At 71.0% G+C, this 25,937-nt stretch carries 24 protein-coding genes and 1 tRNA gene; 11 read left to right on the top strand and 14 right to left on the bottom strand.

All coding sequences use genetic code 11. The annotated features are described in order from the left end of the window. Positions 1–37: 37 nt before the first annotated feature. The 3 genes from AC3ETA_RS03375 (at position 38) to AC3ETA_RS03365 (ending at position 2,873) form a co-directional block, all read left to right on the top strand. Positions 38–850 carry a maleate cis-trans isomerase family protein gene (locus AC3ETA_RS03375; RefSeq protein WP_432191363.1) on the top strand — a complete coding sequence of 271 codons (813 nt, stop codon included), beginning with the start codon at positions 38–40 and terminating at the stop codon, positions 848–850. A 10-nt stretch (positions 851–860) separates the two neighbouring features. Next, on the top strand, positions 861–1,592 hold the full coding sequence (locus AC3ETA_RS03370) for a maleate cis-trans isomerase family protein (protein ID WP_432191289.1): 732 nt from the start codon (positions 861–863) through the stop codon (positions 1,590–1,592). Between the two features lie 192 nt (positions 1,593–1,784). Beyond that, positions 1,785–2,873, top strand: a complete 1,089-nt coding sequence (locus AC3ETA_RS03365) for an LLM class flavin-dependent oxidoreductase (RefSeq protein WP_432191288.1) — start codon at positions 1,785–1,787, stop codon at positions 2,871–2,873. Positions 2,874–2,889: 16 nt separating this feature from the next. Here the strand turns inward: AC3ETA_RS03365 and AC3ETA_RS03360 are convergent, their stop codons facing one another. After that, complete coding sequence (locus AC3ETA_RS03360) at positions 2,890–4,752, bottom strand: putative bifunctional diguanylate cyclase/phosphodiesterase (RefSeq protein ID WP_432191287.1); 1,863 nt, start codon at positions 4,750–4,752, stop codon at positions 2,890–2,892. Between the two features lie 309 nt (positions 4,753–5,061). On the opposite strand from AC3ETA_RS03360, the gene AC3ETA_RS03355 reads away from it, so the two are divergent. Beyond that, positions 5,062–6,474 carry a M6 family metalloprotease domain-containing protein gene (locus AC3ETA_RS03355; protein WP_432191286.1) on the top strand — a complete coding sequence of 471 codons (1,413 nt, stop codon included), beginning with the start codon at positions 5,062–5,064 and terminating at the stop codon, positions 6,472–6,474. A gap of 184 nt (positions 6,475–6,658) precedes the next feature. Here the strand turns inward: AC3ETA_RS03355 and AC3ETA_RS03350 are convergent. The 3 genes from AC3ETA_RS03350 to AC3ETA_RS03340 form a co-directional block, all read right to left on the bottom strand. Then, a tRNA-Lys gene (locus tag AC3ETA_RS03350) sits at positions 6,659–6,732 on the bottom strand. After that, positions 6,723–7,388: a hypothetical protein gene (locus tag AC3ETA_RS03345; protein WP_432191285.1), complete on the bottom strand. Its 666-nt coding sequence runs from the start codon at positions 7,386–7,388 to the stop codon at positions 6,723–6,725. Before AC3ETA_RS03345 ends, AC3ETA_RS03350 begins: the two co-directional genes overlap by 10 nt. Positions 7,389–7,528: 140 nt before the next feature. Then, positions 7,529–7,894: a hypothetical protein gene (locus tag AC3ETA_RS03340; protein WP_432191284.1), complete on the bottom strand. Its 366-nt coding sequence runs from the start codon at positions 7,892–7,894 to the stop codon at positions 7,529–7,531. A 267-nt stretch (positions 7,895–8,161) separates the two neighbouring features. Here AC3ETA_RS03340 and AC3ETA_RS03335 point away from each other — a divergent pair, with 267 nt between their 5' ends. Then, positions 8,162–9,844 (top strand): recombinase family protein, encoded by a 1,683-nt coding sequence (locus AC3ETA_RS03335; protein WP_432191283.1) that lies wholly within the window; start codon positions 8,162–8,164, stop codon positions 9,842–9,844. Positions 9,845–10,251: 407 nt separating this feature from the next. Here AC3ETA_RS03335 and AC3ETA_RS03330 read toward each other — a convergent pair whose 3' ends face one another. From AC3ETA_RS03330 to AC3ETA_RS03295, 8 genes are all read right to left on the bottom strand, one after another. After that, on the bottom strand, positions 10,252–10,473 hold the full coding sequence (locus AC3ETA_RS03330; protein ID WP_488187225.1) for a DUF7848 domain-containing protein: 222 nt from the start codon (positions 10,471–10,473) through the stop codon (positions 10,252–10,254). Between the two features lie 258 nt (positions 10,474–10,731). Beyond that, complete coding sequence (locus tag AC3ETA_RS03325) at positions 10,732–11,538, bottom strand: helix-turn-helix domain-containing protein (RefSeq protein ID WP_432191281.1); 807 nt, start codon at positions 11,536–11,538, stop codon at positions 10,732–10,734. A gap of 23 nt (positions 11,539–11,561) precedes the next feature. Then, positions 11,562–12,071, bottom strand: coding sequence for a DUF6879 family protein (locus tag AC3ETA_RS03320; RefSeq protein ID WP_432191280.1), 510 nt, complete (start codon positions 12,069–12,071; stop codon positions 11,562–11,564). Then, positions 12,058–12,264, bottom strand: coding sequence for a hypothetical protein (locus tag AC3ETA_RS03315; RefSeq protein WP_432191279.1), 207 nt, complete (start codon positions 12,262–12,264; stop codon positions 12,058–12,060). The genes AC3ETA_RS03320 and AC3ETA_RS03315 overlap by 14 nt, the downstream gene beginning before the upstream one ends. Before the next feature lie 153 nt (positions 12,265–12,417). Continuing rightward, entirely contained in the window at positions 12,418–13,752 is a 1,335-nt protein-coding gene (locus AC3ETA_RS03310; protein ID WP_432191278.1) for an AAA domain-containing protein, read from the bottom strand. Continuing rightward, the gene (locus tag AC3ETA_RS03305) at positions 13,749–15,359 is read right to left on the bottom strand and encodes a hypothetical protein (protein WP_432191277.1); all 1,611 of its coding nucleotides are present in this window, start codon (positions 15,357–15,359) and stop codon (positions 13,749–13,751) included. The genes AC3ETA_RS03310 and AC3ETA_RS03305 overlap by 4 nt, the downstream gene beginning before the upstream one ends. Then, positions 15,350–16,483 carry a hypothetical protein gene (locus tag AC3ETA_RS03300; protein ID WP_432191276.1) on the bottom strand — a complete coding sequence of 378 codons (1,134 nt, stop codon included), beginning with the start codon at positions 16,481–16,483 and terminating at the stop codon, positions 15,350–15,352. The genes AC3ETA_RS03305 and AC3ETA_RS03300 overlap by 10 nt, the downstream gene beginning before the upstream one ends. Next, complete coding sequence (locus tag AC3ETA_RS03295) at positions 16,434–17,432, bottom strand: phosphatase PAP2 family protein (protein WP_432191275.1); 999 nt, start codon at positions 17,430–17,432, stop codon at positions 16,434–16,436. The genes AC3ETA_RS03300 and AC3ETA_RS03295 overlap by 50 nt, the downstream gene beginning before the upstream one ends. Before the next feature lie 187 nt (positions 17,433–17,619). Between AC3ETA_RS03295 and AC3ETA_RS03290 the strand changes: the two genes are divergently transcribed. Continuing rightward, positions 17,620–18,216, top strand: a complete 597-nt coding sequence (locus tag AC3ETA_RS03290; protein ID WP_432191274.1) for a histidine phosphatase family protein — start codon at positions 17,620–17,622, stop codon at positions 18,214–18,216. A 228-nt stretch (positions 18,217–18,444) separates the two neighbouring features. On the opposite strand, the gene AC3ETA_RS03285 is transcribed toward AC3ETA_RS03290, so the two are convergent. Further along, positions 18,445–19,923: an NsdA family TPR-like regulatory protein gene (locus AC3ETA_RS03285; protein WP_432191273.1), complete on the bottom strand. Its 1,479-nt coding sequence runs from the start codon at positions 19,921–19,923 to the stop codon at positions 18,445–18,447. Between the two features lie 266 nt (positions 19,924–20,189). Here AC3ETA_RS03285 and AC3ETA_RS03280 point away from each other — a divergent pair, with 266 nt between their 5' ends. Beyond that, positions 20,190–20,645: a hypothetical protein gene (locus AC3ETA_RS03280; protein ID WP_185844160.1), complete on the top strand. Its 456-nt coding sequence runs from the start codon at positions 20,190–20,192 to the stop codon at positions 20,643–20,645. A 43-nt stretch (positions 20,646–20,688) separates the two neighbouring features. Next, positions 20,689–21,558: a spermidine synthase gene (locus AC3ETA_RS03275; RefSeq protein ID WP_432191272.1), complete on the top strand. Its 870-nt coding sequence runs from the start codon at positions 20,689–20,691 to the stop codon at positions 21,556–21,558. Positions 21,559–21,611: 53 nt separating this feature from the next. Here AC3ETA_RS03275 and AC3ETA_RS03270 read toward each other — a convergent pair whose 3' ends face one another. Next, complete coding sequence (locus AC3ETA_RS03270; RefSeq protein WP_432191271.1) at positions 21,612–22,133, bottom strand: RAD23 family protein; 522 nt, start codon at positions 22,131–22,133, stop codon at positions 21,612–21,614. Between the two features lie 109 nt (positions 22,134–22,242). Here AC3ETA_RS03270 and AC3ETA_RS03265 point away from each other — a divergent pair, with 109 nt between their 5' ends. The 3 genes from AC3ETA_RS03265 (at position 22,243) to AC3ETA_RS03255 (ending at position 25,935) form a co-directional block, all read left to right on the top strand. Then, on the top strand, positions 22,243–22,947 hold the full coding sequence (locus tag AC3ETA_RS03265; protein WP_432191270.1) for a response regulator transcription factor: 705 nt from the start codon (positions 22,243–22,245) through the stop codon (positions 22,945–22,947). Continuing rightward, positions 22,944–24,362, top strand: coding sequence for a sensor histidine kinase (locus tag AC3ETA_RS03260; RefSeq protein ID WP_432191269.1), 1,419 nt, complete (start codon positions 22,944–22,946; stop codon positions 24,360–24,362). Before AC3ETA_RS03265 ends, AC3ETA_RS03260 begins: the two co-directional genes overlap by 4 nt. A 106-nt stretch (positions 24,363–24,468) precedes the next feature. Then, positions 24,469–25,935: a glycoside hydrolase family 18 protein gene (locus AC3ETA_RS03255; protein ID WP_432191268.1), complete on the top strand. Its 1,467-nt coding sequence runs from the start codon at positions 24,469–24,471 to the stop codon at positions 25,933–25,935. The last annotated feature ends 2 nt before the right edge of the window (positions 25,936–25,937 follow it).

The following is a 25,937-nucleotide window of genomic DNA, read 5'->3' as shown; positions in this document are numbered from 1 at the left end:
GTATCTCGCAGTGAGGGCGGTGCCAGCCATGGACGCCATGGACATCTCCTTCCTCGGCGGCCCCCGCCCGCAGCGCGGTGTCGGAGTCGTCGCCCCCTTCGACTTCGCCCTCGACCGTGAACTGTGGCGCTGGGTCCCGGACGAGGTCTCGCTCCATCTGACCCGGACGCCCTACGTCCCGGTCGAGGTCAGCCTGGACCTGGCCCGTCTGGTCAGTGAGCACGAGACGCTCGGCGACGGCGTCCACACCCTGACCGCGATCGCACCCGAGGTGGTCGCCTACGCCTGTACGTCGGGCAGTTTCGTCGGCGGCATCGCCGGCGAGCGGGCGATGTGCGAGGCGATGACCCGGGCCGGCGCGGTGCCGTCGGTCACCACGTCGGGTGCGCTGCTGGAGGCGCTGACCGAGCTCGGGGCGCGGCGGGTGGCGCTGGTGACGCCGTACACCGTGTCGGTGACCCGGGCGCTGGAGCAGTACGTGGCCGAGGCGGGCGTCGCGGTCACCGGATGCGCCTTCATGGGGCTGACCCGGCACATCTGGAAGGTGCCCTACCGCGACGTGGCCGACATGGCGCGCCGGGCCGTGGGCCGCCGCCGGGTCGACGCGCTGTTCATCAGCTGCACCAACCTGCCGACGTACGACGTGATCCCCCAACTGGAGGCGGAGCTGCGCATCCCGGTTCTCTCGGCCAACCAGGTGACGATGTGGGCTGCGCTGCGCAGGCTGGGTACTCGCGCGGTGGGGCCTTATCAGGCGCTGATCGACCCGGCGGCGCGGATCGATCCGGCGACCCCCAGCGGGCCCGTGCTCCCGGACGTGCCGGATGTTCCCGAGCAGGAACAGCAGTAGAAAGGCTGACATGACCGCACTCGGATTTCTCTACCCGGGCCACTCCGCCGAGGACGACTATCCGCGCATCGAGCAGCTGCTCGCCAGCGACATCCGGATCGACCTGGTGCACACCGACATCGGCGAGGACGCGCACCGGGTGGACGCCCTGCTGCGGATGGGCTCCGCCGAGCGCCTCGCGGCGGGCGTGGAGGCGCTGCGGCTGACCGGCGCCGAGGCGGTGGTGTGGGCGTGCACCAGCGGCAGCTTCGTCTACGGCTGGAAGGGCGCCCACGAGCAGGTACGCAGCCTGGCCGTCGCGGCGGGCATGCCGGCCTCGTCGACGTCGTTCGCCTTCGCGCACGCGGTGCAGGAGCTCGGCGTGCGCCGGCTGGCGATCGGGGCGACGTACCCGGACGACGTGGCCGAGCTGTTCGCCCGCTTCCTCGCCGACGCGGGCGCGGAGGTCGCGGCGGTGCGCGGCTCCGGGATCATCACGGCGGCGGAGGTCGGGACCTGGGGCGAGGCCGAGGTCTTCGCGCTGGCGAAGGAGGCGGACACGGCCGACGCCGAGGCGGTCCTCCTCCCGGACACGGCCCTGCACACGGCCGCCCACATCCAGGCCCTGGAGAACGAACTGGGCAAACCGGTCCTCACCGCCAACCAGGTCACGGTCTGGGAGGCCCTGCGCCTGACGGACCGCCGAGTGAACGCACCGGCCCTGGGGGAACTGTTCACCAGGGAGCCGATCGTGCAGGTGTAGCGGGGCCGCGGACGCCCTCTGATTCAGCCTGTCCGGCGTTCGAGGACGAGGCCGTTCAGGTCGATGCGGGGGTCCGGGGGCGCAGCCCCGGGGACGGGACGGGTAGGGGTGGCTGGGGCGAGGGAATAAACCGGAGACGGCCTCCTGTTAACCGCTGACGTACACCGCACGGCAACACGGCAGGAGGCACCGGTGACGGCAGACGAGACCCGAGGCGAGGCACAGGGCACCGCCCCCGTCCCCCTCTCCGTGCTGGACCTGGTCACGGTGAGCGCCGGCCACACCGCCACGGACGCCCTGCGCACCAGCGTCGACCTCGCCCGCCTCGCCGAGTCCCGCGGCTTCCACCGCTTCTGGGTCGCCGAGCACCACTCCATGCCCGGCGTCGCATCCTCCTCACCCGCGGTGATCCTCGCCCACCTCGCCGCCCACACGGACCGCATCCGCCTCGGCTCCGGCGGCGTGATGCTCCCGAACCACGCCCCGCTGGTCATCGCGGAGCAGTTCGGCACCCTGGAGGCCCTGGCCCCCGGCCGGATCGACCTGGGCCTCGGCCGCGCCCCCGGCACGGACGGCGCCACGGCAGCCGCCCTGCGCCGCACGGAACACCTGAACGAGGGTGCCGACGACTTCCCCGAGCAGCTCGCCGAGCTCACCCGCTTCCTCGACGACGACTTCCCCGACGGCCACCGATACCGCCGTATCCACGCCGTCCCCGGCCCGGTCCAGGCGACCTCGCCGGGCGGCGTCCAGTCCCCGCACCGCCCGCCGGTCTGGCTGCTGGGCTCCTCCGGCTTCAGCGCCCGCCTGGCCGCCGTCCTCGGTCTGCCGTTCGCCTTCGCGCACCACTTCTCGGCCCGCAACACCATCCCGGCCCTGGACCTGTACCGCGAGTCCTTCCAGCCCTCCGCCGTCCTCGACCGGCCCTACGCCCTCATCGGCGTCTCCGCCCTCGCCACCGACGAGGAGAAGGAGGCCCGCCGCCAGGTGCGGGCCGCCGCCCTCGGCATGGTCCGCCTGCGCACCGGACGCCCCGGCCTCATACCGAGCCCGCAGGAGGCGGAGGCGTACGAGTTCAGCCCGATGGAGCGCGAGTTCGTCGAGACCTGGAACGCCAACGTCGTCCACGGCACCCCCGACGAGGTCAGGGCCGGCCTCGACGACCTCCAGAAGCGCACCGGCGCCGACGAGTTGATGATCACGAGCAACGCGCCCGGCATGGACGTACGCCTGCGCTCCTACGAACTCATCGCGGACGCCTACGGGCTGCCGTCGGCCTGACGGGACCGCGCACGCGTCAGACGCGGGCACCCATCAGCGCGGAGATGCGATCCGGCGACACCGGCCGCGAGTACAGCCATCCCTGGCCGGTGTCGCAGCCGATCCGGCGCAGCCGTGAAGCCTGCGCCATCGTCTCCACGCACTCCGCGGTGACCGTCAGACCCAGCCGGTGGGCGAGCTGGATCATCGCCTCGACCACGACCTCGTCGGCCGGGTTCGGCGGGACGGCGGCGCTGTTCTCGCTCTCGTACTGGAAGCCCCGGACGAAGGAGCCGTCCAGCTTCAGCACCGAGACCGGCAGCCGGCTCAGATACGCCAGGTTCGAGTAGCCGGTGCCGAAGTCGTCGATGGCGATGCGCACACCCATGTCGCTGAGCGCCTGGAGGTCCTGGAGGGGCCTGCCCGACGAGCCCATCACCGCCGACTCGGTCAGCTCCAACTGGAGCAGATGCGGCGCGAGTCCGGTCTCCTCCAGGATCCGCGCCACGTCCGACACCAGGTCGGAGTCCCACACCTGGCGCACGGCGACGTTCACGCTCACGAAGATCGGCGGCTCGTCCGGGTGCGCCACCTGCCAGGCGCGGGCCTGGCGGCAGGCGGTCGCCAGGACCCAGCGGCCCAGCGGCACGATCGAGCCGTCCTCCTCCGCCAGTCCGATGAACCGATTCGGCGCCAGTACGCCGAACTGAGGATGATTCCAGCGGACCAGCGCCTCGACCCCGCGCAGCCGGCCGTCCTCCATACCCACCAACGGCTGGTACTCCAGGGCGAACTCACCGCGGTCGACGGCCGCGCGGAGGGTGGCGGCGAGCGCCTGACGGGTGATGAGGTGGGCGTTGCGCTCGGGGTCGAACAGCGTCCAGCGGTCCTTGCCGTCGGCCTTCGCCCAGTACAGCGTCGTGTCGGCGGCCTGCATCAGGGCGGTCGGGGTGGTGCCGGCCGCGTGACGCTCCACGACACCGATCGACGCCGACACCGACAGACGCCGGCCGGACAGGTCGAAGGGCTCCCGCAGGGCTTCCAGCAACGACTCGGCCAGATCGGCCAGTTGCTCGGTCCCGGTCGAGTCCTCGACGAGGAGGGCGAACTCGTCACCGCCGAGCCGGGCCACCAGCGGCGGGCTGGAGCGGGCGTACCCGGCCTGTTCGGCGCAGCGCGTGAGCCGCTCGGCCACGGCCGCCAGCAGCTTGTCGCCGACGCGGTTGCCGAGGGTGTCGTTGATCGCCTTGAAGCCGTCAAGGTCCAGGTAGCACAGGCCGATTCGGCCCGTGGTGCCGCTCTCGTCGTACGACTCCACCTCCAGCGCCGCCGTCAGCCGCTCGAAGAACAGCGTGCGGTTGGGCAGCCGGGTCACCGGGTCGTGCATCTGCAAGTGCCGTACCCGGGCCTGGAGTTCGCGGTGGGCGCTGATGTCGGTGACGGAGAGCAGGACGCCCCCGGACTCGTCGCCGGGCAGCGGCGCGACCGTGACCCGGACCCACAGGAAGTGACCCTCCGGGTGTTTGAGGCGGCGCGTGCAGAGCAGTTCGGCCTGCCGGCCGCGCAGCACCTCGCGGTACGTGTGCCAGGTCCGCGCGTCGGAGGCGAGGTCGACCAGGTCGGCGGCGGCGGTGCCGGTCAGCTCCTGGGCGGGTGTGCCGAGCAGCTCGGCGAAGGTGGAGTTGGCGCCCGCCACCATGCCGTCGCGGTCGACCACGGCCATGGCCAGGGGCGCGGCGGAGAAGGCGGACCAGTAGGGCGGTCCCCCCGTACCAGGGGATGGCAGGGGATTACTCTCTGTGACGGCCGGCCCGATGAGGTCTGCCGCGGGTGTCGGCCCTTCGGACGTTCCGCTCACCGCTCGCTCCCGCAGTGCACTCGATCTTCGGATGGGTCTCATCGGAATGGTCGGCCGGGTGGATGGGGGACGGTCGCCGGGCCGTGTCCGTGCAGGAAAAGTGTCAGGAAAGTGTGCCGATCATAGAGGCTGGCCTCCGGCCCTTCCACCTACTGTCCAGTGTTCCCGCGCAACGCGCGCATCCGACAGATCGTTTCTGCTCGCACCTGGACAGCTTCTTCGAGCCCTCGACCACTTGTGACGTTCCGTGAGCGATTCGGGGGTGTCGATTCCACGGAACGCGCGGGCCGCTCACCCGTCCGGTGCAGCACAACAGGACGTAGTACGACAATCCCACACAGGCTGGATGCGGTGTCCCGCGAACCGCTTCCGGAGGTCCACGTGCCGCGTCAGAACCCCCTGCTCCGTGGGATGGGTCTGCTGCGGGACAGGCCCCGACTGCGCAGTGCCGCCGCCGTGTTCACCACGATGTCGGCGCTCGCCGCGACCTCCCTGGTCGTCGGCCCGTCGGTCGCGGAACCCTTCGACGCGGCACCCTGCGCCCTGGCGCGCACCGACGCCCACCACTCGGAGGGCCTGGACACCTGGAACGCCGCCTATCCGCGTCCGGCGCGCAAGCTCGACGCGGTCATGGTGTTCCTGTCCTTCCCGGACGCCGCCCCCCTGACCACCCCCGCCGAACTGACGGCGGACCACTTCCCGGCCACGACCCGCTTCTTCGAACGCGCCTCCTACGGCAGATTCACCCTCCGTCCGCATCCGCTGCGGCACTGGCTGCGGATGCCGCGTCCGTCGACGGCGTACGCCATACGGCGTGACTGGCGTGTCGCCGACCGGGCCGCCTACCTGCGGGACGCCCTCGCGGTGGCGGACCGGCAGGTGGACTTCTCCCGCTACGACGTCGTGTACTTCGTCGCCGACCCGGACGCGCCCGGCGTCGACTCGGACGCCACGAAGGTCGTCAATCTGGAGACGCCGCTGCGGGCCGACGGCACGGACATCCGGCGCGTCGTCACCGTGTTCGAGAACCATCCGCCGGACCGGCTGGTCCTCGCGCACGAGACCGGCCATGTCTTCGACCTGCCCGACCTGTATCACCGTCCGGTGGACGGCAAGGGCGACTGGGACACCTATGTCGGTGACTGGGACCTCATGGGCAGCCAGTTCGGCATGTCCCCGGACCTGTTCGGCTGGCACAAGTGGAAGCTCGGCTGGCTGGAGCCGCGGCAGGTGGTGTGTGTGCAGGGCGGTGACGCCGGGTCCGTCCGGCTGACGCTGGAGCCGCTGTCGGCGGGGCCGGGGGTGCCGCCGCGGACGGGTGCGGCCGGTGCGGACAGCACCTTCGGCGCGGACGGCTCCGCCGCCCCGTCCGGCTCCTCCTACGGCACTGTGCCGGGGTTCGGGCTGGGCCACGGCACCAAGCTCGCCGTCGTCCGCACCGGTGCCGAGAGCGCCCTCGCCTTCGAGGTGCGCGGTCCGGTGGGCAACGACGTGGAGACCTGCCGGCAAGGCGTGCTGGTGTACCGGGTACGCAGCCGGACCGAGTCCGGGAGCGGGCCGGTCGAGGTGATCGACGCCCATCCCCGCAGCGAGGCCTGCTGGGAGGAGTCCGTGTACCCACCGCTCGCGGACGCCCCGGTCGCCCTCGGCGAGAGCTTCACGGTGCCGGGGGACGGAGTCCGCGTGGAGGTGGAGGGCCGAACGGCCGCCGGGGCCTGGACGGTGAAGATCACGACGGCGGGCAGCACGCGGACGGTGGGGTAGCGGTGGTGCCGGTCACATGCAGCCTCGCGAGGGGTTTTCACCGTCTGTGCGCCGCCAGGGACTCGAACCCCGGACCCGCTGATGCTGTATCTCCCGGGGGGTGACCCCCGGACCCCCAGCCGGTCTCGCAGGACCCGGCGGAATGCGAAAACCCCCCGCATCTGCGAGGGGCCTTCACTGTCTGTGCGCCGCCAGGGACTCGAACCCCGGACCCGCTGATTAAGAGTCAGCTGCTCTAACCAACTGAGCTAGCGGCGCCTGCTGACGTCGTAGACCTTAGCACCCTGATCGGGGTGGGGAAAAATCGATATCCGAACGGCAGCTCGGGCCGCCCGCACGGCTGCCCAGAGCAGTACCTCCGGACCCGGCAACCAGGGATTACGGGTGTCCGGCGCGACCAGCCAGCGGGAGCCGGAGGGGGTCAGGAGAGGCAGGTCCACGTCCGGCACATCCAGGTCCGGACGGGTCATCTCCGGCCCTTCCGGATCCGCCGCCGCGGGCACCGTGACCGCGTCGCCCGTGCCGTGGCAGAGAAGCGGCGGCATGCCGTCCGTGCGGCCGAACTCCTCCCAGCGCAGCAGCGAGGGCAGCCGCTGCGCGGTGCCCGGCGCGGCGAACATCAGGATCCGCCCGCGATAGACGGCCACCGGGCCCGATCCCGGGCCCCCGTCCCACAGCCGGTCGAGCATCCGGCGCCCGAAGAGCGCGGGCGCGCTGACGATGTCGAAGACGGAGCCGCAGGGCAGGACCACCGGGGCCGCGGGGCGCTCCTCCCAGAGGGCGAGCGTGCTGCGCGGATACGTTCCTGCCGAGGCGAGCCAGGCGACGCCCTCAGGGGTGATCCGTGCTGCGGCGTCGACCCCGGTGGCGTGGAACCCGGCGTCCGAGAAGAGGTCGTCCCGTGTGCTGCTCATGACGCATAGATCTACCTGGCGTGAGCATGCGGTCTCACAGGGTTGCCGAAAAGCCGGACAGGGGAGGGTGGCAGCGGGTATCTTGCCCGCCTGGCATATGCCAAAGGGTGGCGGTGGGTGAGCGCACCGGCCCGGGCCGGTCAGACCGGGTCGACGTGTCCCGCCCCTTCGACGCCACGCATCAGATCCCTGCCGAACTCCACCATCTTCTTGGCGTAGTCCTCGGTCCACTCGGCCCGCTCGGCGATGTCGGCGGGCGTCAGCCGGTCGAACCGCCGGGGATCGGCGAGCTGGGCCGCCGCGATGGCCTGGAACTCCACCGCGCGGTCCGTGGCCGCCCGGAACGCCTGCGTCAGCTCGGTCGCCCGCGCGAGCAGTGCCCGGGGGTCGTCCATCGACTCCAGGTCGAAGAAGTGCTCCGGGTCGGCGGCCGCCTGCGTGGGCTCGAAGAGCAGGGGCGCGGGGCGTAGCCGCGGTTCGTTCCGACGCGGCGTGGGCTCCGCCATGTCTGTGTCCTCCTCGTACGTCACCGATCTCGTCGGTCCCCGGCGTCCCGGCTGTGAACCGGTCCACCGTCCATTGTCCCGCGCCCGCGCAAGAGGGCGTCGGGACAGGTCAATGGGGTTGCCGTCCTTCCAGGGGCTTCAAGGCCGCCAGTCCGCCCGATGTTCCGCGAGTCCGGCCAGGACCGCGTGATTCGCCTCCCACCCTCAGATTCCAAGATCACCATGTAGCCTCGCCAGGGACCGCTGTTGTATAGAGGGGGGAACGACATGCCGTACAAGCCGTCACCTGGCACCCGTGTCCTGAAGATGCGTCGCATCAGTCGGGACTCCGAGGACAGCTCCGCCCTGGCGCGGCAGGCTGAGGCTCTGGACGGTGCGGCTGTCGAAGGCCGGTACGACGCCGTGGGGGATGTCGAGGACTCGTTCATCTCCGGTGCAATCAGCCCCGAGGAGCGGCCCGGTCTGGGTAGGTGGATGCGTGAACCGCTCTGGTACGAGTGGGACGCCATCATGGTCACTTCGCTTGACCGCATCACTCGAAATCAGACCCACTGGGAGATGTTCGCCGACAAGTGTTATCAGGGCGGAAAGGATGTCATCTGTCTTGATGACCCTTCGCTGGATATCACTCCGGGCAACGGCCGAATGATCGCCTACATCAAGGCGACACAAGCGCAGGAGTACCGGGAAGTCATCGTGCAGAAGCGCAGGAATCAGACTCAGCACTACAGGGATGAATCATTGTGGGGTGGCGGCACTTGGCCCTTCGGGTATCGTCCGACGCTCACGGAATACCAGGGCAGGCAGCGCTACAAGCTGGAGATTGATCCCGTGACCGGCCCTCTGATCAGAGAGGCTTACGAGCGTATCGCGGAGCAGGGGTGGAGCATGAGCCATCTCTGCAAAGACTGGAATGAGCGTGGTGTCCTCACGTCGCAGGATTACCAGCGGAGCGTCAACGCGGCCGAGAAAAAGGCGGGCGTCAAGACGCAAATCAAAGGAACCAAGTGGACGACTTCCATCCTGGGGAAGATCCTGAAGAAGCCGATCCTGAAGGGGGTTGCCATGCATAAGGGTGAGCCTCTGCTGCGTGACGGCATTCCCGTACGGTGGGCTGACCCGATCCTGGATGACGGCGAGTTCGACAAGCTGCAAGTGGCGGTGAAGGCGCTCGGTCAGCACCGGGCGGGTATTAAGTCCAATGCGTCTCCCATGACGGGCGTTCTGTACTGCCCGTGCGGCAAGAAGATGTATGAGAACAGCTCAGTAGGCAAGCTGAACACAGGGGAGACACGGCACCACAAGTACTTCCGTTGCTCGTCGTGGTCCAACGGGAAGGCGTGTGATTTTTCCACCTCATGGCCACAGGACGAGATTTACGCCACTGCGGAGCAAGCGTTTCTCTCTAGGTTGGGTGGTGACGAGATCACGGAACGCCGTTACATCCCGGGGAAGGACAACAGGAAAAAAATCAAGGAACTGGAGCACGCCATCGACAACCTGGCGCAATCTATTGCCTTGGCGTCCTCCCCTGCCGTCGTTGCCTCGATCACGGGCACCATGGAACGGCATTCCGTCAATCTCGAAGCGTTGAAGGAGGAACCTTTTGTGCCCGGCAGGTGGGAGGTCACCGGTACGGGACAGACCTACGCCGCGAAGTGGTCCGCCATGGCGGAATGGAAGGAACGTGGATCCTTCCTCCGGAAGGCAGGATTTCGACTCTTCGTCTGGGGGCACCCGAAGGACAAGAGTCGGGACATGGCAATCTACGTCATCTCACCGAATGATGTGGCATCGAAGGCAAGCGATACCCTTTCTGGTGCTGTGGAACCAAGCGATGAAAAGGAATGGGATCTGCAAGCTCTGGAGATCTTCAAGGAGGTCATTGAAGCTGAGCTGGAAAGAATCCAGAGTTCTGTGCGAGGGGACAGTAAGCAGGGCCCCTGCTGAGGTCGGGTCTTTCCTCTTGTATGAGGGTCCTGCTGGCATCCCTTCGGGGGATGCCTACAGGTCTTCAGGAAAGTCAAAGTGTGGGGGATATATAACCCCCCACATAAATAATGTACGTGTCCTGTGTGAGCTTTCTGGATGGAGGTCATGCCGAATGAGATAGGGGTCACACGCCCGGGGTGGTCAAGGCGTCTCCCTCTGTCGGGAGGGCGTCATGAGAAGCGGAAACCCGTACAGGGGTGAGGGATGGCTCCCCTGCGGTCCACGTCGCTTTGAACTCGGGGCGTTACCCCCGTGGTGCACGGAGCGTGACCAGCGGGGATCGTTTCAGGAACCATGCGCTGGCCATTTGGGCGGCGCTGGCCGAGGGTACTTGCCGTCTGCCCAGCACTCCGAGTGCCTGTCGGTCACTCGTCCCGGACCACCATCGCGAACGACGTGCAAATGCGCCGGAAGCCTCCGTGTCCGGTCAGGCCGGTGTGGCTCATGCACTGCACGTCGACCGCTGCACTGTCCGCTGAAGGCGTCGCCGTCCAGTCGCAGCGCAGGCATTCGGCCTCAAAGGTCACGTCGGAGTCCGGGTGTTGCGTGATCGTGTGCCTCACGTATCGCAGGACGGAACGCGTCATCGCCGCCCCCGCGTCCGGTGCGGGTGGTTTCGGATCTCCACGTCGGCATCCGTCGCCGCCGACAGGTCTTTCTTGTCCCGCGCTTCCACCCGTTGCCTGACCAACGCGGCGCACACGTCACAGTCCGGCGCAGGTTCCGGAGGCGGAAGGGGAAGCGACAGGTTCACCGGTCCCGATTGCGTGGTGACGGTCATTGGCATGGCTACTCCCGGCTTGGATCTCGCTGCGATCCATCCTTGGGGCTCTGGCCAATCGGCCCTACCTTCTTTCCTGTTGAGGCAAGAACCCGTCTCGGATGCTCTCGACGAGGGCGCGCATGTCGTCTCCGTAGAGCGCCACTTCGGCGAAGCGTTCGAAGGTGTCGACGTACGTTTGTATGTCCCTGGGGTCCCGTGTTGTGATCTCCGAGTGGAACGTCTCGACGATCACAAGTCGGTCGTCGTGGATGCTGAAGCATGTCATCGGGAAGTCCGGCATCCGACCGGCCAGGGGCACCACTCCAACGGTCACGTTGGGGAGCCGGGACAGAGAGACGAGCCGATCGAGCTGCACCGCCATGATGGCCGGCTGGCAGACAAGCCACCGCAGGACGTGCTCACAGATCACGAAATGGAACGACCGGCTGTCGTCGTAGAGCATCGTCTGACGCTCCATCCTCGCCGCCACCGTCCGTGTCCTGGTCTCGTCCGGCAAGGCTGGGGGTAGGGAGAACACCGCCGTTGCGTACTCCGGTGTCTGGAGAAGTCCGGGGATGAGTTGCCCCCGAAACAGCCTGAGAGCGGCTGTGTTGGCCTCGATGGCCTTGATGGTGTTCTGGTGTTTCCACGGGCCCATGCGACGCAGGAGACGCCACGCCGTGGCCTCGGTGACCTCAGCTCGGGCAGTGGCGAGGAACTGTTCCTTCACTGCCTCCGAGACGCCGAGCGCGGACAGGATCAGATCGACGTCTTGCACGGTGGGCAGGGTACGGCTGTTTTCGATCTTCGAGAGTTTCCCAGCGGACATGGAAGCTCTGCGGGCTACCGCGTCACCGGTCAGTCCCGATGCTTCGCGCAGTGCCCGCAAGGCTGTTCCGATCGAGTCCTTGGTCAGTGATGCCGCTCCCAGTAGGCCGCGAACGGCACGGCGCGGGTGAGCGCCAGGTCGCGGTAACCCTGGTACTTCGCGAGTCGTTCGGCAGGCAGGAGTTCACCGCCGATGAACTCCCCGTCGGGGGTGTAGTGCATGCGATACACGTTGCGGTCGTCGAAGAGCCAGAAGTCGTGGTCTGGCAGGCCCATCACCTCCTGCTCGGCAAGGTCGATGATCCCGATGGACTCCCCGGCCTTGATGTTGCCGGGGTAGGCCGACAGCTCGTAACGCAGGTAGTCGGTCAGAGGGGAGCGCAGGACATGAACGCGGGACACGCTCTTGTCCTTGTCGGTCATCGAGCGCACCCATGGGTTGTCGTCCCACTCCGGGCCCATGTCCTCACCCGCGAGGAACCGCGCGATTTCGTCCCGCTCCTCTTCCACGTCGTACACGTCGAGAGTCTCCAGCCGGAACGCGGTCCGCTCGAAGGTATCGAAGAGACGGCCGAACTCCTCACCTGCGAGCACTGAAGTACTCCTCAAGCACGGCGGCCGGGACCACAACGGCCGTCTCGCCCTCGGGAAGGTCGAGTTGTGCCAGCCGCTCCGGGTCGGTGATGACGTAGCCCTGCACGACGAAGTCCTTGGCGTCTTCGGTACCCCACAGCGTCGGGCACGTTCCGTTCTTGCAGTCCGGATCTCCGGAGAGCTTTCGCAGCATCCTTGCCCCCTCATGTCGTCTGTCCTGTTTGATGCTGGCGACGCCGTGGCCAAAGGGTCAAGGACTTCCGCTTTCCAGAACGGGAAAGGTCATCTCCGCGCAGCAGAAAGCCCCCACCAGCCGTAGCCGTGGTGAAGGAGGAGCTTCTCTGCGCTACGGCCGCCACGACACCCGGTGGTTGGACAGGTGATCCCACGTGGTCATCATTGCCTCCCACCCGTCGGGAAACTTCACCAGCGTCCCCAACTGCACCGGCTCCGTCGACGGGTAGTCGTCCAGGAGGTCGCTCACGCCCGCGCGGCACACCACGATGCACGCGTGCCGGTGGCGGGAGGCGAGAACGCACAGGCGGCCCGTCTCCAGGTGGAAGGCTGTGGCGTCGGGGCGGCCGGAGAGCGGGTGGAGGACCACCGTCACGTCGTACTCGCGGCCCTGGAGGCGATTCGCGGTGTCGACGGTGACGTCCGTCACGCCCAGCTCGACCAGTGCCGCCCGGACCCCCGCCGCCTGGTCGCGGTGGGCCGTGCCGACCGCGATCCGGTCGGCGGTCAGGGGCGCGGCGTCCGGCGAGCGCTCCGAGGTCGCCGCGCCGCCCCGGTCCAGCAGGCGCCGTACGACCGTCGCCACCGCCCGCACCGCCTCGGGATCCGTGCGCGGGGTGTGCCGGGCGGGCAGTTCCAGCAGCCCCCAGCCCGACTCCGCGGCCTCGTCGATCACCCGGTCGGGGCCCGAGCCGTCCGAAGGGACCGCGAAGGTGAGCCGGCGGTCGTCGTGGCCGGTGCCGCTGCGGAAGGGGGTGTAGGGGTAGAACGCGTCGGAGACCAGGGGCGCGGCCGAGGCCGGCAGCCGCCAGGAGACCGGCAGGCGGTGCTGGGGCAGGTCCGGGTTGTGGGCCAGCAGGGTCGTCACCGCCGAGGCCGAGGGGTCGTACGACAGGCCCGCCCACTGCTCGCTGCCCACGATCGCGAACGGGTCCAGCTGACCCGGGTCGCCCACGAACAGCGCCCGCTCGAACAGCCCGGCCACGGCGAGCAGCGAGTCGGAGCGCATCTGGTACGCCTCGTCGACGATCGCGTGCCGCCAGGGCTCCTCGACCTTCACATGCGCCCACTTGGCAGCCGTGGACAGGACCACCGCCAGGCCCGCGAGCTCGGCCGCCTTCGCCGACTTGCGTACGTTCGGCAGGGCGTCCAGCGCCTTGTCGTACGGGTCGGAGTCGCTGCTGTGCAGCCGGCCCACCGGCAGCTCGGGGTCCTTCTCGGCGAGCCTGAGCACCAGGTCGTCGACCTGCGCGTTGGTCTGCGCGACGATCATCAGCGGGCGCCCGGCGTCCGCCAGTTGCTGGGCCGCGCGGACGACGAGCGTGGACTTGCCGGCACCGGGCGGGGAGTCCACCACGACCCCGCGCGCCTCGCTGTGCAGGGTGTTGTGCAGGATCGCGTCGGTGGCCGCGGCCGCCGCGGCACCGGGGTCGAACACGGCGGTCACAGCACGTCCTCCTGGGTGAGCGGATCGGCGGCCTCGGACACCTGTTCCCCGGGCGGCCCGCCGTGCGTCCACGGTGTCTGCTCCGGCTCGGGCAGCTTCGCGCCGCCCCGCTGCTCGTGCTCGAACAGCGTGAAGCAGACCAGGTCGCCCTTCTGCGGCACCGATCCCTCCTCCGGCTCCTTGCCGCGGCCCATCTTGTCCAGCACGCGCAGCACCAGCAGGGCCCCGCCGTCCTCGTCGTCGAGAGCCTCCTCGTGGCCGACGAACTCCGCGGACTGGGGTTTGCCGCCCAGGGAGCGGAACACCTTGGCCCGCTCGCCCAGATGTGGCCGGTCGTCCGTGCGGACGGTGACCAGGGGCCGCGGGCTCGGCCGCTTGCCCTCGCTGTACGCCATCACCACCTCGGTGACCTCGCCCGCGAACGCCTCCCCGGCCAGCCGCCGCCCCGCCATCACCAGCGGATCGTCCAGCGCCTCCTGGGCTTCCAGACGGGCCTGCTCCCGCTCCCGCGCGGCGAGCTTGTTCGCGGCGGTGACGGCGTCGTCGCGGCGCGGCTGCGGGGGCTCACCGGCGACGACCCGGTCCCGGTGGCCGGTGAACGACCAGCGGTCGCGGGCCCACCGCTCCTCCACCCGCCCGGCCTCGGGCAGCTCCCGCAGCAGGTCCAGGCCCCGCCACACCGCGTCCCAGGTGGGCCGGGTCCGGCTCGCCACCAGGGCGCGGATCTCCCGCTCGGCGGCGCTGAGGTCCCCGAGCCGGTCGTCGGCCTCCAGCCCGTCCTCGGAGGCGGCGAGCGCGGTGCGGGCACGGTCGTAGCGCTCGATCGCGGGGGCCAGCAGCTTGTTGTCGAACGCCGGGTCGGTCGCGGGACCGGCCGGCGGGCACAGCAGCTGGCCGTCCCGGTCCCGCGCGAGCTCCGCGCGCAGGGCCGCCTCGGCGCCCGTCTCGCCCTCGGGAGGAGCGATCCAGGCCAGCAGCGCGCCCAGGTGCTGGTCCTCCAGCGTGGACTGGCCGGTCGCCCAGTGCCGGGACAGCAGGTCCGTCATGGCCGGCAGCAGCGAGGAGCCGGGCACGCGGGCCCGCTCGCCGAAGTGGGTCAGCCAGCGGCCGAGCAGCGGCACGCGCGGGGGCGCCGGATAAGGGGCCTCCGGGTCCTGCTCCGCCGTACGCCGAAAGCGCATCGAGCGGCCCAGCAGCCGTACGAAGTCGACGCCCGCGCGGCTCGGCATGATCAATTGCGGGGCGTCCGCGCACAGTTCGACCTCGACCTTGACCCGCTTGCCGGTCTCCGGGTCGGTCTCGTTGCGCTCGGCCGCCTCCACGTCCTCGGCGAAGGCGTCGATGTACGGCAGGACGACGTCCGCCAGCTCGGACAGGAACGCGAACCTGAGGTCCCGGTCGCGCGGCTGCGGTACGACCAGCAGGTGCGGGGCGTCCCGGTCGGTGCCGACCAGTGCGCCGAGCGGCGCACCGGCCTCACCGGCGGTGGTCAGGGGCACGAACACGAGCGGGCGCTGCGAGAGATGCCGGTGGCGGACGGTCGCGGCGGGCTGGGCGCGACCGGTGCTGACGGCCTCCAGCCGGGCGAGGGTGGAGATCAGCGACACGCGGCCACCGCCTCCTGACCGAGGGCCTCGGCCCGCAGGTGTGCCGCTCTGCGCAGTGCCGCCACCGCCGGGTCGTCCGGGTCGCCGGACTCGCCGCGCGCCGCCGACAGGACGTCCTCGACTGTGGTCAGGCCGCCCAGCTCGGCCCGCACCGAGCGGCCCAGCGACGTCACCGCGCCGGACTCCAGGGAGCGGGCGCGGCAGTGGAAGGCCAGCTCGCAGGCGGACAGGCACTCGGGCGCGTACGCCGCCGGGACCGACTCGACGGCGGCCGTCAGGTCGGCCGCGGGCAGCTCGGGGGAGAAGCAGGTGCCGGCGGGGAGCGTGTCGGCGATGTCCTCGATGCGGGTGAGCCGGTCCAGCTGGCGGGCGGTCACCGCGCGCTGCTTGCGGACGTCGACGGCCGAGGCGGTGGGGAGGTTGGAGAAGTCCTTGGGGCAGACCAGCAGGACGCGGTCGCGCACGCGCGGAGCCGATTCCAGCCGGGCGGCGACCTCCTCCAGCGCCAGCACGTACACCGCCGCCTGCCGCGTGGCCGCGCCCACCTTCGCCGGGTCCGCCGAACCGTCCAGCATCGGGAAGGACTTGATCTCCACGACCGTCCAGCTGCCGTCCGGGTGCACGACGACCGCGTCCGGCTCCAGGAAGGCGGGCGAGCCTGCGACGTCCAGCGCGAGCATGGGGTGGTCGAGCAGGGTCCACTCGCCGGGCGCCTCGGTGGCCTCGCGCAGCGCCAGTGCCGTACGGGCCGTGCGGCCCTCGGGGCCGGTCGCGGTGAGCTCGGGCACGCGCGCGTGGGCGGGCGGTTCGGCGCCGCGGTCCAGCTTCTCGCGCACCAGGCGCAGCAGCTCAGCGCCGCCGTCCGCCTTGACCTTGGCCTCGAAGGCGTTCCCGCGCGTGAGGGCGAACTGCGACTGTCCGAAGGCCGACGGCGCACCCAAGGCGCCCGCCAGGGCCGCCTTGTTCACCCCGGCGCCGTCCAGGATCGCGCGCCGCTTGCAGCCGGGGTTGGCGGCGAGGGCGGCCAGGGCACGCGCGTCCAGCGCCTTGGCCGGTACGTCGGGACCGCGCAGCTCAGCGAGCCGGTGCCGGAGCGCCGTCCCCCGCGTCCTGGGGAGAGGCACTCGGCTCGGCTCCGGATCCGAACCGGGACTCGCGCTGCCGTGGAATTCGCTCACCCGCGGAAGTCTGGCATCCGCCACTGACAATCGAGGAAGAAGTGGCGGCGGAGCCCACCGTGACGGTGGCGCCCGCGCCCGCGGTGACCGGATCGGCGGGGGCCGCGCCGGGCGTCGCCCCCGGCCAGAACCGTGCCCGGGCCCGGTCCATGATCCGCATCACATACGGCGCCAGGAGCAGGCCGGCGCCCATCACGGCGGCGCCCGCGACCGCGTCGAGGAAGTAGTGGTTGGCGGTGCCCATCACCACGATCGTCGTGATCAGCGGGTAGGCGACCGCGGCGACCTTCGTCAGGCGCGTCCCGCCGAACCGCCACAGGATGACCCCGCACCACAGCGCCCAGCCCACGTGCAGACTCGGCATCGCCGCGTACTGGTTCGTCATGCCGCCCAGGCCCTTCGGCGCACTGGCCTCGCCGCCCCACCAGCCGTAGGTGCTGTACTGGGCCATCGTGTCGACGAAGCCGTGGCCGTCGGCGAGCAGCCGGGGCGGGCAGGTCGGCAGCAGGGTGAAGCCGATCAGACCTATGAAGGTCGACGTCATCAGCCAGGTGCGGGCCGCGCGGTAGTGCACGGTGCGGGACCTGAACAGCCACACCAGCAGCACCGGCGTGATCAGGTAGTGCAGCGAGGCGTACCAGAAGTCGGCCGGGACGCCGATCCAGGGCTCACGGGTGAAGAGGCGGTTGAGGGGGTGCTCCGCGTTGAGGTGCAGGGCCTTCTCGATGTCCAGGATCGCCAGGCCGTGGTCGACGGCGGTGGAGACGTCCCCCCGGGCGAGCAGCCGGCCCGCCGAGTAGCAGGCGTAGACCAGCAATATCAGCGGCAGCTCGGTCCACCAGCGCAGGCGGGTCCGCGGCGTCGCCTCCACGCCAGCTATGTCGGCGTGCGGCATCCGATCGCCTCCCCCTTCGTTCTTCACGGCGCCCGGTGGACCGGTCGAACCACTTTACGGTGTACGCGCGCGCCCCTTTCGGGCGCCCCGGCCCTCAAGACGCAGAGATCGCCCGGCGGGTTGCCCGCGCCCAGCGTGCGCGATGATGTAGGCGTTCCGCCTCTCATTTCTCCCGGAAGGCCCCGCAATGGCACCGCGCATCCTGCTGGCCCGGCACGGACAGACGGCGTGGTCGCTGTCCGGCAAGCACACCGGCAGGACCGACGTGCCCCTCCTGGAGGAGGGCCGCCGGGGCGCGAAGCTGCTGGGTGAGCGCCTGCACCGGCCGCCGTACGACGGACTGGACGGCGTCGAGGTCCGCACCAGCCCGCTGTCACGCGCGCGTGAGACGTGCGAACTCGCCGGCTTCGGCGACCGCGCCCCCACCTGGGACACGCTCATGGAGTGGGACTACGGCGCCTACGAGGGCATGACGCCCGCTGACATCCAGGCGATACGCCCGGGCTGGCTCATCTGGCGCGACGGCGTGCCCGAGGGGGAGACCCTGTCCGAGGTGGCGGCCCGGGCCGACGAGGCGGTGGCCTGGGCCCGCGAGGCGGACCGGGATGTGCTGGTGTTCGCGCACGGGCACATCCTGCGGTCCATCGGCGCCCGCTGGCTGGGGCTGCCGCTCGACTTCGCGGCCCGGATCCGGCTGAACCCGACCTCGCTGTCGGTACTGGGCTGGGCCTACGGCGAGCCCGCGATCGAGAGCTGGAACGACTCGGGGCACCTGGCACCGTAAGGGGCGCGGGGCTGTGTCGAATCTGCGGCTACCGCCGCGCGGGCGCGACCGGCCCCCCGCCGGCCCGTACATCCATCGCCGTCCTGTCGGCGGAACGCCCGGTCGGCACCGTAAGGGGCGGGGGGCTGTGTCGAATCTGCGGCTACCGCCGCGCGGGCGCGACCGGCCCCCCGCCGGCCCGTACATCCATTGCAGTCCTGTTGGCGGAACGCTCGGTCGCCCCGCGGGTCACACCGCGCGCGGCGCCGTCGCGTGCCGCTCCAGGAACGCCGACACCCCGCTCGCCCGCCGGTGCGGCAGCAGCACCCGGGCCGTGCCCGCGAGCATCGTCTGGACCCGCGACGACTGCACCAGGTCCAGGAGGTCCAGCACCCGCATCCCGGCGGCCGCCGCCTCGTCGGGGCGTCCGCCCCGCGCCAGGTCGTCCGCCAGCTGAGCGGTGTACAGGGCGATGTTGCGGGTGAAGTGCGGATCCTGGAGCTGGGCCGCCCGCCCCGCGTGCCGCGCCGCCCGCTGCCAGTTCCCCAGCGTCGACCAGCACTGCGCCTCCAGGACCTCCAGCTCGGCCTCCCCGTAGAAGCTCATCCACTCCGGGTCGGGCTCCGAGCGGCCCCGCTGGAAGAAGGCCTGCGCACGGGCGAGGGCCTGTTCGCAGCCGGTGCGGTCGGCGAGCCCCGCCCAGCCGCCCGCCTCGCGCAGCGCGAGCAGCGACATCAGCCGGGGCGAGCCCAGGGTGCGCGCGACCCGTTGCGCGGCCTGCGCCGCCCGCACCGCCTCGCGCGGCCGGCCCGCGTCCCGCGCGAGGAAGGACGTATTGCAGAAGGCGTGCGCCTCCAGGGCCGGGTCGCCCGCCATCCGGGCCGTCGCGAGGGCCTCCGCGTAGTGCGAGCGGGCGTCGTCGAACCGCCCCGAGTCGTGCGCCAGCCACCCCACCGAGATGGCCAGTTCACCCGCGCCCGCGTGGAGCCGGTCGCCGGTCGCCTGCCGGGTCGTACCGGCGTCGAGCAGCGCGTAGGCGGCCCGCAGCGGGGCGGCGGCGCGGCGGTAGAGGCCGTCGGCGCCGTGCCGGTCGTCTAGCAGCCGGATGCGGCGCACGGCTTGCTCGAGCGCGTCCGCCTCCCGCCCCCCGACACGTCTGTGGGGACGCCCCGCGGCCGCGGCGTCGTGGGCGAGCCCCAGGGGGCTCAGTGAGGCGGCGGCCACCGTGGCGCCTCCGCCGGTCATGAATGCGCGACGTAGCACGTCGCTCTCCTCGTGGTTCTCGTCGTTCTGCGCTGTGCCGTACGCGTCACACGGGTCGTACGGGTCCTGCGGGTTCAGTGGGTCATACGGCTCGTGAGCCCCTGGCGTCTCACTCGTGGCGTGCGCCGGGCACGTGGTGCGTGCCAGGGGCGCGTCGTCCTCGGCGCGCGCCTGGCGTCCGCGTACGGACGAGCGGGGCGCGAAGCCGAGGTCGGTGAGGGTGCGACCGGGGAACATGTGCAGGAACACCCGTTCGTACGCGTAGTTGGGGCAGCGGATCTCGCCGGCCTCGACTCTGCCGATGTAGCGCGCGTCACAGCTGACCCGCTCATCGATCTCGCGAGCGGCCCGTCGCACCACCGCGGCGAACTCGGCCGGCGAGCGCTGTCCGCGCAACTGCCGGAACGCGATGTTCGGCCGTGGTGGCCTCGAAGGCTGGGACGAGGTCAGCTCTGACGACGCCATGGCCGGGTCCTCTCGTGCGAACCGTCGAACCATGCCGGGACGAGGACGAGTTGAACCGAAAATCCGTGTGGTGCCCTTGTGTCCGGCGGGCAAGAACGTACCTGCTGTAGCGGAGTCACCACGCAGGGTTTGGCTACAAACCGGATATCTCATACGTGATCTGCCATGAACTGCCATCCTTTGCGGCGGACTTCCGCCGTAGCCGTTGACGCCGCGAGGCGTTGAACTCTTCGGACTGCAAAAGGGGTTCCGTGGTGGAGGTCGGGATGGAGACCAGCCAGAGCGTCGTTCCTCGTACGCCGTCGACAACGGCGAGGCACGCGCCGACCGCAGAGTGCAGCGCGCCGCCGGGCGAGGGCTGCGACCCGGAGTCGGGGTGCGACGTGGTCACCGTCCCCGCGCGCCAGGGCCTGGAGGCCGTCGACATCCTGCGGCGGGGAGCCTGCGAGGCGGTGGGGCCCGTCCTGCACGACGACGGCGGCGACACCCTCGGCTTCGTGGTCCCGCCGGGCACGGCCGCCGCCTGGGACGTGCCGGGCAGCACCTGCACGGAGACCGACGGGCGGGGCCTGAGCCTCGACCTGAACCCCGAGCCGCCGGTCGAGGGCTCGGACTGGCTCCTGCCGCCCGGGGAGGCGGACCTGGCGACCGATCCCGCGGTGCTGCGGGCGGCGCTGGGCGAGGCGGCGCGGCTGATCGAGGCGGCCGACAACTGCCGGTGACCGGCGCAGGCGCGGTGCCGCCGCCGCCCCTGATAATGGCCGGGTGGGAAAGTCCAGAAAGCCCCGGCGCTCAGCCGCGGACCTCGCCTCCGTCGTCGAGAGCGTCGACGGCGGACTCGCCGAGCTCATACCCGACCGGGACCGTGCGCGGGCCTGGACGCTCCTGATCGACGGGGCGCCGCAGTCGCACGTCGACCTGGACGACCCCGCCCACCTCTCCTTCGAGTACCAGCGCCGCCTCGGACACGTCATCGACCTCGTCGCCGCGCCCGGCAAGCCGGTACGGGCCGTGCACCTCGGCGGCGGGGCCCTCACCCTCGCCCGCTACGTCGCCGCCACCCGGCCCCGCTCCACCCAGCAGGTCGTCGAGCGCGACGCCGCCCTCGTCCGGCTGGTCCGCCGCGAACTCCCGCTGGACCGCGCCGCCCGCGTCCGGGTGCGCTCGGCCGACGCCCGCGAGGGGCTCGCCAAGGTGCCCGACGGCTGGGCCGATCTCGTCATCGCCGACGTCTTCAGCGGAGCCCGCACCCCGGCCCACCTCACCTCCACGGAGTTCCTCGACGAGGTCCGCCGCGCTCTGCGGCCCGGTGGCTGGTACGCCGCCAACCTCGCCGACGGACCGCCGCTCGCGCATCTGCGGGGCCAGATCGCCACCGCCGCCGCCCGGTTCGCCGAGCCGGCGCTGATCGCCGACCCGGCGGTGCTGCGCGGGAAGCGGTTCGGCAACGCGGTCCTGGTCGCCGCCGACCTCCCGCTGCCGGTCGCCGAGCTGACCCGCCGTGCCGCCTCCGACCCGCACCCCGCCCGGGTCGAACACGGCCGCTCCCTCAGGGACTTCACGGGGGGCGCCGTACCGGTCACGGACGCGGCGGCGGTGGCGTCGCCGGCACCACCGGCGTCCGTCTTCACCTGAGCACTCGCTCTACCTGAGCACCCGCTTCATGTGAGCCGGAGCCCCGCGGTGAGTCAGTAGTTCCCGATCTCCACCCGTGGCGGCCCGTCGTGCCAGGTGCAGAACACCGACACCCGGTCCGCGCCCGCGCCGAACTCCACCCGGATCCACGTCTCCGTCTTCCACACCTGCATCGACCAGCCCGAGCCCGGGGTGGCGGAGACGAGGGTCGCGGAGGCGTCGCCGATGTCGAAGACCACCCGGCCGCCGTCGGTGTCGTAGCCCTTGACCTGGCCGGACGAGGTGGGGGAGGGGTCCGGGGCGCTGGTCGTCGGCTTCGACGGGGTCGGGGTGCGGGGCGTCCCGGCCGGCTTCGGCGAGGGACTCTTCGACGGGGTCGGCGCCTTGGGGGACCGCGTCGAGGACGCGAGCGGCTTGGAACCCTGCGTCGTCGCGTCGGCCGCCGTGATGGGCAGTGCGCGGGGGCGGTCGTAGACCGTGCCCGCCATCACCGTGTGGACACCCCACCACGACAGCGTGACCGCCGCACCGGTGGCGAGCGACCAGGCAAGTACGTGAACGAGTCCTCTGCGCATCGCGGCCATACTGCCTCACGCGTCCCAGGAGTGTCGCCCGGTTGTCCACAGGGAGTGAGTTGTCCACAGGCCCGGACCCGGCTCCGCGGCATGGCGTACGGTGCGGCGCATGGCAAGTGTGCTCGTGGTCGAGGACGACCCGTTCGTTCGCTCGGCGCTCATCCGGCACCTGACCGACGCGGCGCACACCGTCCGCAGCGTCGGGACGGCGCTGGAGGCGCTGCGCGAGGTCGCCCATCTCCGTTTCGACGTGGTCATCCTGGACCTCGGACTGCCCGATCTGGACGGCTCCGAGGCCCTGAAGATGCTGCGCGGAATCACCGACGTCCCTGTGATCATCGCCACCGCGCGCGACGACGAGACGGAGATCGTCCGGCTGCTCAACGCGGGGGCGGACGACTACCTCACCAAGCCCTTCTCGGTCGAGCACCTCTCGGCCCGCATGGCGGCCGTCCTGCGCCGCTCCCGGGCCGGTGCCGGTGACCTGCCGCCGGAGGCCGTGCTGCGCGTCGGCGGCCTCACCGTCGACCCGCTGCGCCGCCAGGCCGAGCTGGACGGCGTCCGACTCGACCTCACCCGCCGCGAGTTCGACCTGCTCACTTTCCTGGCCACCCGGCCCGGCGTGGTCGTGCCCCGCAGGGAACTGCTCGCCGAGGTGTGGCAGCAGTCCTACGGTGACGACCAGACGATCGACGTCCATCTGTCCTGGCTCAGGCGCAAGCTCGGGGAGACCGCGGCGCGACCGCGCTATCTGCACACCCTGCGCGGCGTGGGCGTGAAGCTGGAACCGCCCGGTGGGGAGCTGCCGCGATGAGATGGGCCCTGGTCAAGGTCTGCCTGGCGGTCACCACCATGGTCGTGGTCGCCTTCGCCGTCCCGCTCGGACTCGTCATCCGCGAGATGGCCCGCGACCGCGCCTTCTCCAACGCCGAGCGGGAGGCCGCCGCCGTCGCCCCGGCGCTGTCCATCACCACCGACCGGGACCAGTTGGAGCGGGTCGTCGCCTCGGCCGGCTCCGACTCGGGCATGGCCGTGCACATTCCGGCCTCCGCCGACAAGGCGTCCGGCGGCACGAGTGCCGTCGACCTCGGCCGGCAGCGCGCCGCCGCCGCAGACATCGCGACCGTACGACGGCTGGGCCGCGCCTCGACCAGCGACGTCCCCGGCGGGTCCACGCTGCTCCAGCCGGTCGCGCTCAGCTCCGGGGAGATAGCCGTCGTCGAGGTGTTCGTCCCCGACGCGGAGGTCACCAACGGGCTCACGACGGCCTGGACGGTGCTCGCCGGGGTCGGCCTCGCGCTGATCGTCGGCTCGGTCGCCGTCGCGGACCGGCTGGGAGTGCGGATGGTGCGGCCGGCGCAGCGTCTGGTCGAGGGCGCGCACGAACTGGGGGAGGGCAAGCTGGGCGCCCGGGTTCCCGAGGAGGGGCCGACCGAACTGCGGCTGGCGGCGGTGGCGTTCAACTCCATGGCCGACCAGGTCGTGCAACTCCTCGCCAACGAGCGGGAGCTGGCGGCCGACCTGTCCCACCGGCTGCGCACCCCGCTGACCGTGCTGCGGCTGAACGCGGCCTCGCTCGGGGACGGTCCGGCCGCCGAGCAGACCCGGACGGCCGTCGCCCAGCTGGAGCGCGAGGTCGACACCATCATCCGTACCGCCCGCGAGGCCAAGCCGCAGACGGTGGCCGCGGGTCCCGGCGCCGGATGCGACGCGGCCGAAGTGGTGCGCGAGCGCATGACGTTCTGGTCGGCGCTGGCGGAGGACGAGGGCCGCAAGGTGCGGGTGGCCGGCGTGGACCGGCCGGTGCGGATACCGGTGGCCCGGGCGGATCTGGCGGCCGCGCTGGACGCCCTGCTCGGCAATGTCTTCCGGCACACCACCGAGGGCACGGCGTTCGCGGTCGACGTGCACAACGGCGAGGACGCGGTGATCGTGCTCGTCTCGGACGCGGGACCCGGCATATCCGACCCCGAGGCGGCGATGGCGCGCGGACGGGGCTCCGGCAGCGCCGGGTCGACCGGGCTCGGCCTTGACATCGTGCGCCGGCTCGCGGAGTCGACGGGCGGGGACGTACGGATCGGGTCGTCGGTGCTCGGCGGGACCGAGGTACGGATCTGGATCCAGCTGGACGGCAGGGAGCCGGTTCGGCGAGGGCACCGCGGGTCCGTTCGCCGCCGCCGGCCCGGCAGATTGGTCTCTGCCTTTAACCGTCCCCGATCCCTTCCTTAAGGGCGCCATAAGCTCCTCAACCCCCGTCCGGATCAGGCACTTTGCCCGATTCGGGGTCGCTAGCGTGCTGCCGCACCCCACCCCCGAACAGCAAAGGCAGAACGCGATGAGGACGCACCGGCGCAGGGTCAGCGGCAGGAGCAAGGCGATCGGCGGACTGGTCGCCGTGGCCGCGGTCGGCGGGGGCGCGATCGTGTTCACCGGCACCGCCCAGGCGGCCGGCATCGGAGCGGCGTACACGAAGACCAGTGACTGGTCGACGGGTTACACCGCCCAGTACGTCGTCACGAACAACAGCGCGCAGACCAAGAAGGACTGGAAGCTGGAGTTCGACCTGCCGTCGGGCACGAAGCTGAGCTCCCTGTGGAACGCCGAGTCGAGCGTGAGCGGCCGCCACGTCACCGTGACACCGCCGAAGTGGGACACCGACGGCCTGGCCGCCGGCGAGTCGGTCACCGTCGGCTTCGTGGTCAACGGCACCGCCGCGCCCACGGGTTGCCTCATCGACGACGCCAAGTGCTCCACGGACGACACCGCGACCCCGGAGCCGAGCGGCCGCCCGACGCAGCCGCAGTCGCCCTCTCCGACACCGACCGCGACGGCGAAGCCCACCGCGACGGCCACCCCCACAGCGACCCCCACCGCCAAGCCCACGCAGAGCCCCGGCACCGGCACGAAGGCATCCGCCGGCTTCGCCCCGTACATCGACACCTCGCTCTACCCGGCCTTCGACATGGCGGCGAGCGCCGAGGCGACCGGCGTGAAGAACTACAACCTCGCCTTCATCACCGACGGCGGCGGCTGCACCCCCAAGTGGGGCGGCGTCACCGACCTCGGCACCGACGCGGTGGCCGCGCAGATCGGTGACCTGCGGGCCAAGGGCGGCGATGTCCGGGTCTCGTTCGGCGGCGCGGCCGGCAGCGAGCTGGCGACGACGTGCTCCTCTGCGGACGCGCTGGCGGCGGCGTACGGCAAGGTCGTGGACGCGTACAAGCTGACGAAGGTCGACTTCGACGTCGAAGGTGGCGCGCTGCCGGACGCGGCGGCCAACACCCGCCGGGCCCAGGCGATAGCCAAGCTCCAGCAGCAGCACGCCGACCTGGACGTCTCCTACACCCTGCCCGTCATGCCGGAGGGCCTGACCCAGCCGGGCGTGGACCTGCTCGCCGACGCCAAGCGGAACGGAGTACGGATCGACACCGTCAACATCATGGCGATGGACTACGGCCCCGCCTACAGCGGCGACATGGGCACCTACGCCGAGCAGGCCGCCACCGCCACCCAGGCCCAGGTCAAGAGCGTCCTCGGCCTCTCCGACAGCGACGCCTGGAAGACGGTCGCGGTCACCCCGATGATCGGCGTCAACGACGTCACCACGGAGATCTTCAAGGTCGACGACGCCGCCCAGCTGGTGAGCTTCGCCAAGTCCAAGGGCCTCGGCTGGCTCTCGATGTGGTCGGCCACCCGTGACAAGCAGTGCGCGGGCGGCGAGAAGCCGGCGGCCGACGCCACGTGCAGCTCGATCCTCCAGGACAAGTTCGCCTTCTCGAAGGCGTTCGCGGCCTACAACTGACC

It is taken from the genome of Streptomyces sp. bgisy027 (genome assembly GCF_057710365.1).
This window is presented reverse-complemented; position numbering and strand designations above follow the sequence as displayed.

What these genes read in the sequence shown, in the direction of transcription:
- AC3ETA_RS03290 (WP_432191274.1), top strand. Translation starts at nt 17,620, where the DNA reads ATGGCACCGCGCATCCTGCTGGCCCGGCACGGACAGACGGCGTGGTCG.
- AC3ETA_RS03265 (WP_432191270.1), top strand. Translation starts at nt 22,243, where the DNA reads ATGGCAAGTGTGCTCGTGGTCGAGGACGACCCGTTCGTTCGCTCGGCG.
- AC3ETA_RS03295 (WP_432191275.1), bottom strand. Translation starts at nt 17,432, where the DNA reads ATGCCGCACGCCGACATAGCTGGCGTGGAGGCGACGCCGCGGACCCGC.
- AC3ETA_RS03375 (WP_432191363.1), top strand. Translation starts at nt 38, where the DNA reads ATGGACATCTCCTTCCTCGGCGGCCCCCGCCCGCAGCGCGGTGTCGGA.
- AC3ETA_RS03260 (WP_432191269.1), top strand. Translation starts at nt 22,944, where the DNA reads ATGAGATGGGCCCTGGTCAAGGTCTGCCTGGCGGTCACCACCATGGTC.
- AC3ETA_RS03345 (WP_432191285.1), bottom strand. Translation starts at nt 7,388, where the DNA reads ATGAGCAGCACACGGGACGACCTCTTCTCGGACGCCGGGTTCCACGCC.
- AC3ETA_RS03280 (WP_185844160.1), top strand. Translation starts at nt 20,190, where the DNA reads ATGGAGACCAGCCAGAGCGTCGTTCCTCGTACGCCGTCGACAACGGCG.
- AC3ETA_RS03255 (WP_432191268.1), top strand. Translation starts at nt 24,469, where the DNA reads ATGAGGACGCACCGGCGCAGGGTCAGCGGCAGGAGCAAGGCGATCGGC.
- AC3ETA_RS03285 (WP_432191273.1), bottom strand. Translation starts at nt 19,923, where the DNA reads ATGGCGTCGTCAGAGCTGACCTCGTCCCAGCCTTCGAGGCCACCACGG.
- AC3ETA_RS03315 (WP_432191279.1), bottom strand. Translation starts at nt 12,264, where the DNA reads ATGCTGCGAAAGCTCTCCGGAGATCCGGACTGCAAGAACGGAACGTGC.
- AC3ETA_RS03330 (WP_488187225.1), bottom strand. Translation starts at nt 10,473, where the DNA reads ATGACGCGTTCCGTCCTGCGATACGTGAGGCACACGATCACGCAACAC.
- AC3ETA_RS03335 (WP_432191283.1), top strand. Translation starts at nt 8,162, where the DNA reads ATGCCGTACAAGCCGTCACCTGGCACCCGTGTCCTGAAGATGCGTCGC.
- AC3ETA_RS03340 (WP_432191284.1), bottom strand. Translation starts at nt 7,894, where the DNA reads ATGGCGGAGCCCACGCCGCGTCGGAACGAACCGCGGCTACGCCCCGCG.
- AC3ETA_RS03360 (WP_432191287.1), bottom strand. Translation starts at nt 4,752, where the DNA reads ATGAGACCCATCCGAAGATCGAGTGCACTGCGGGAGCGAGCGGTGAGC.
- AC3ETA_RS03370 (WP_432191289.1), top strand. Translation starts at nt 861, where the DNA reads ATGACCGCACTCGGATTTCTCTACCCGGGCCACTCCGCCGAGGACGAC.
- AC3ETA_RS03270 (WP_432191271.1), bottom strand. Translation starts at nt 22,133, where the DNA reads ATGCGCAGAGGACTCGTTCACGTACTTGCCTGGTCGCTCGCCACCGGT.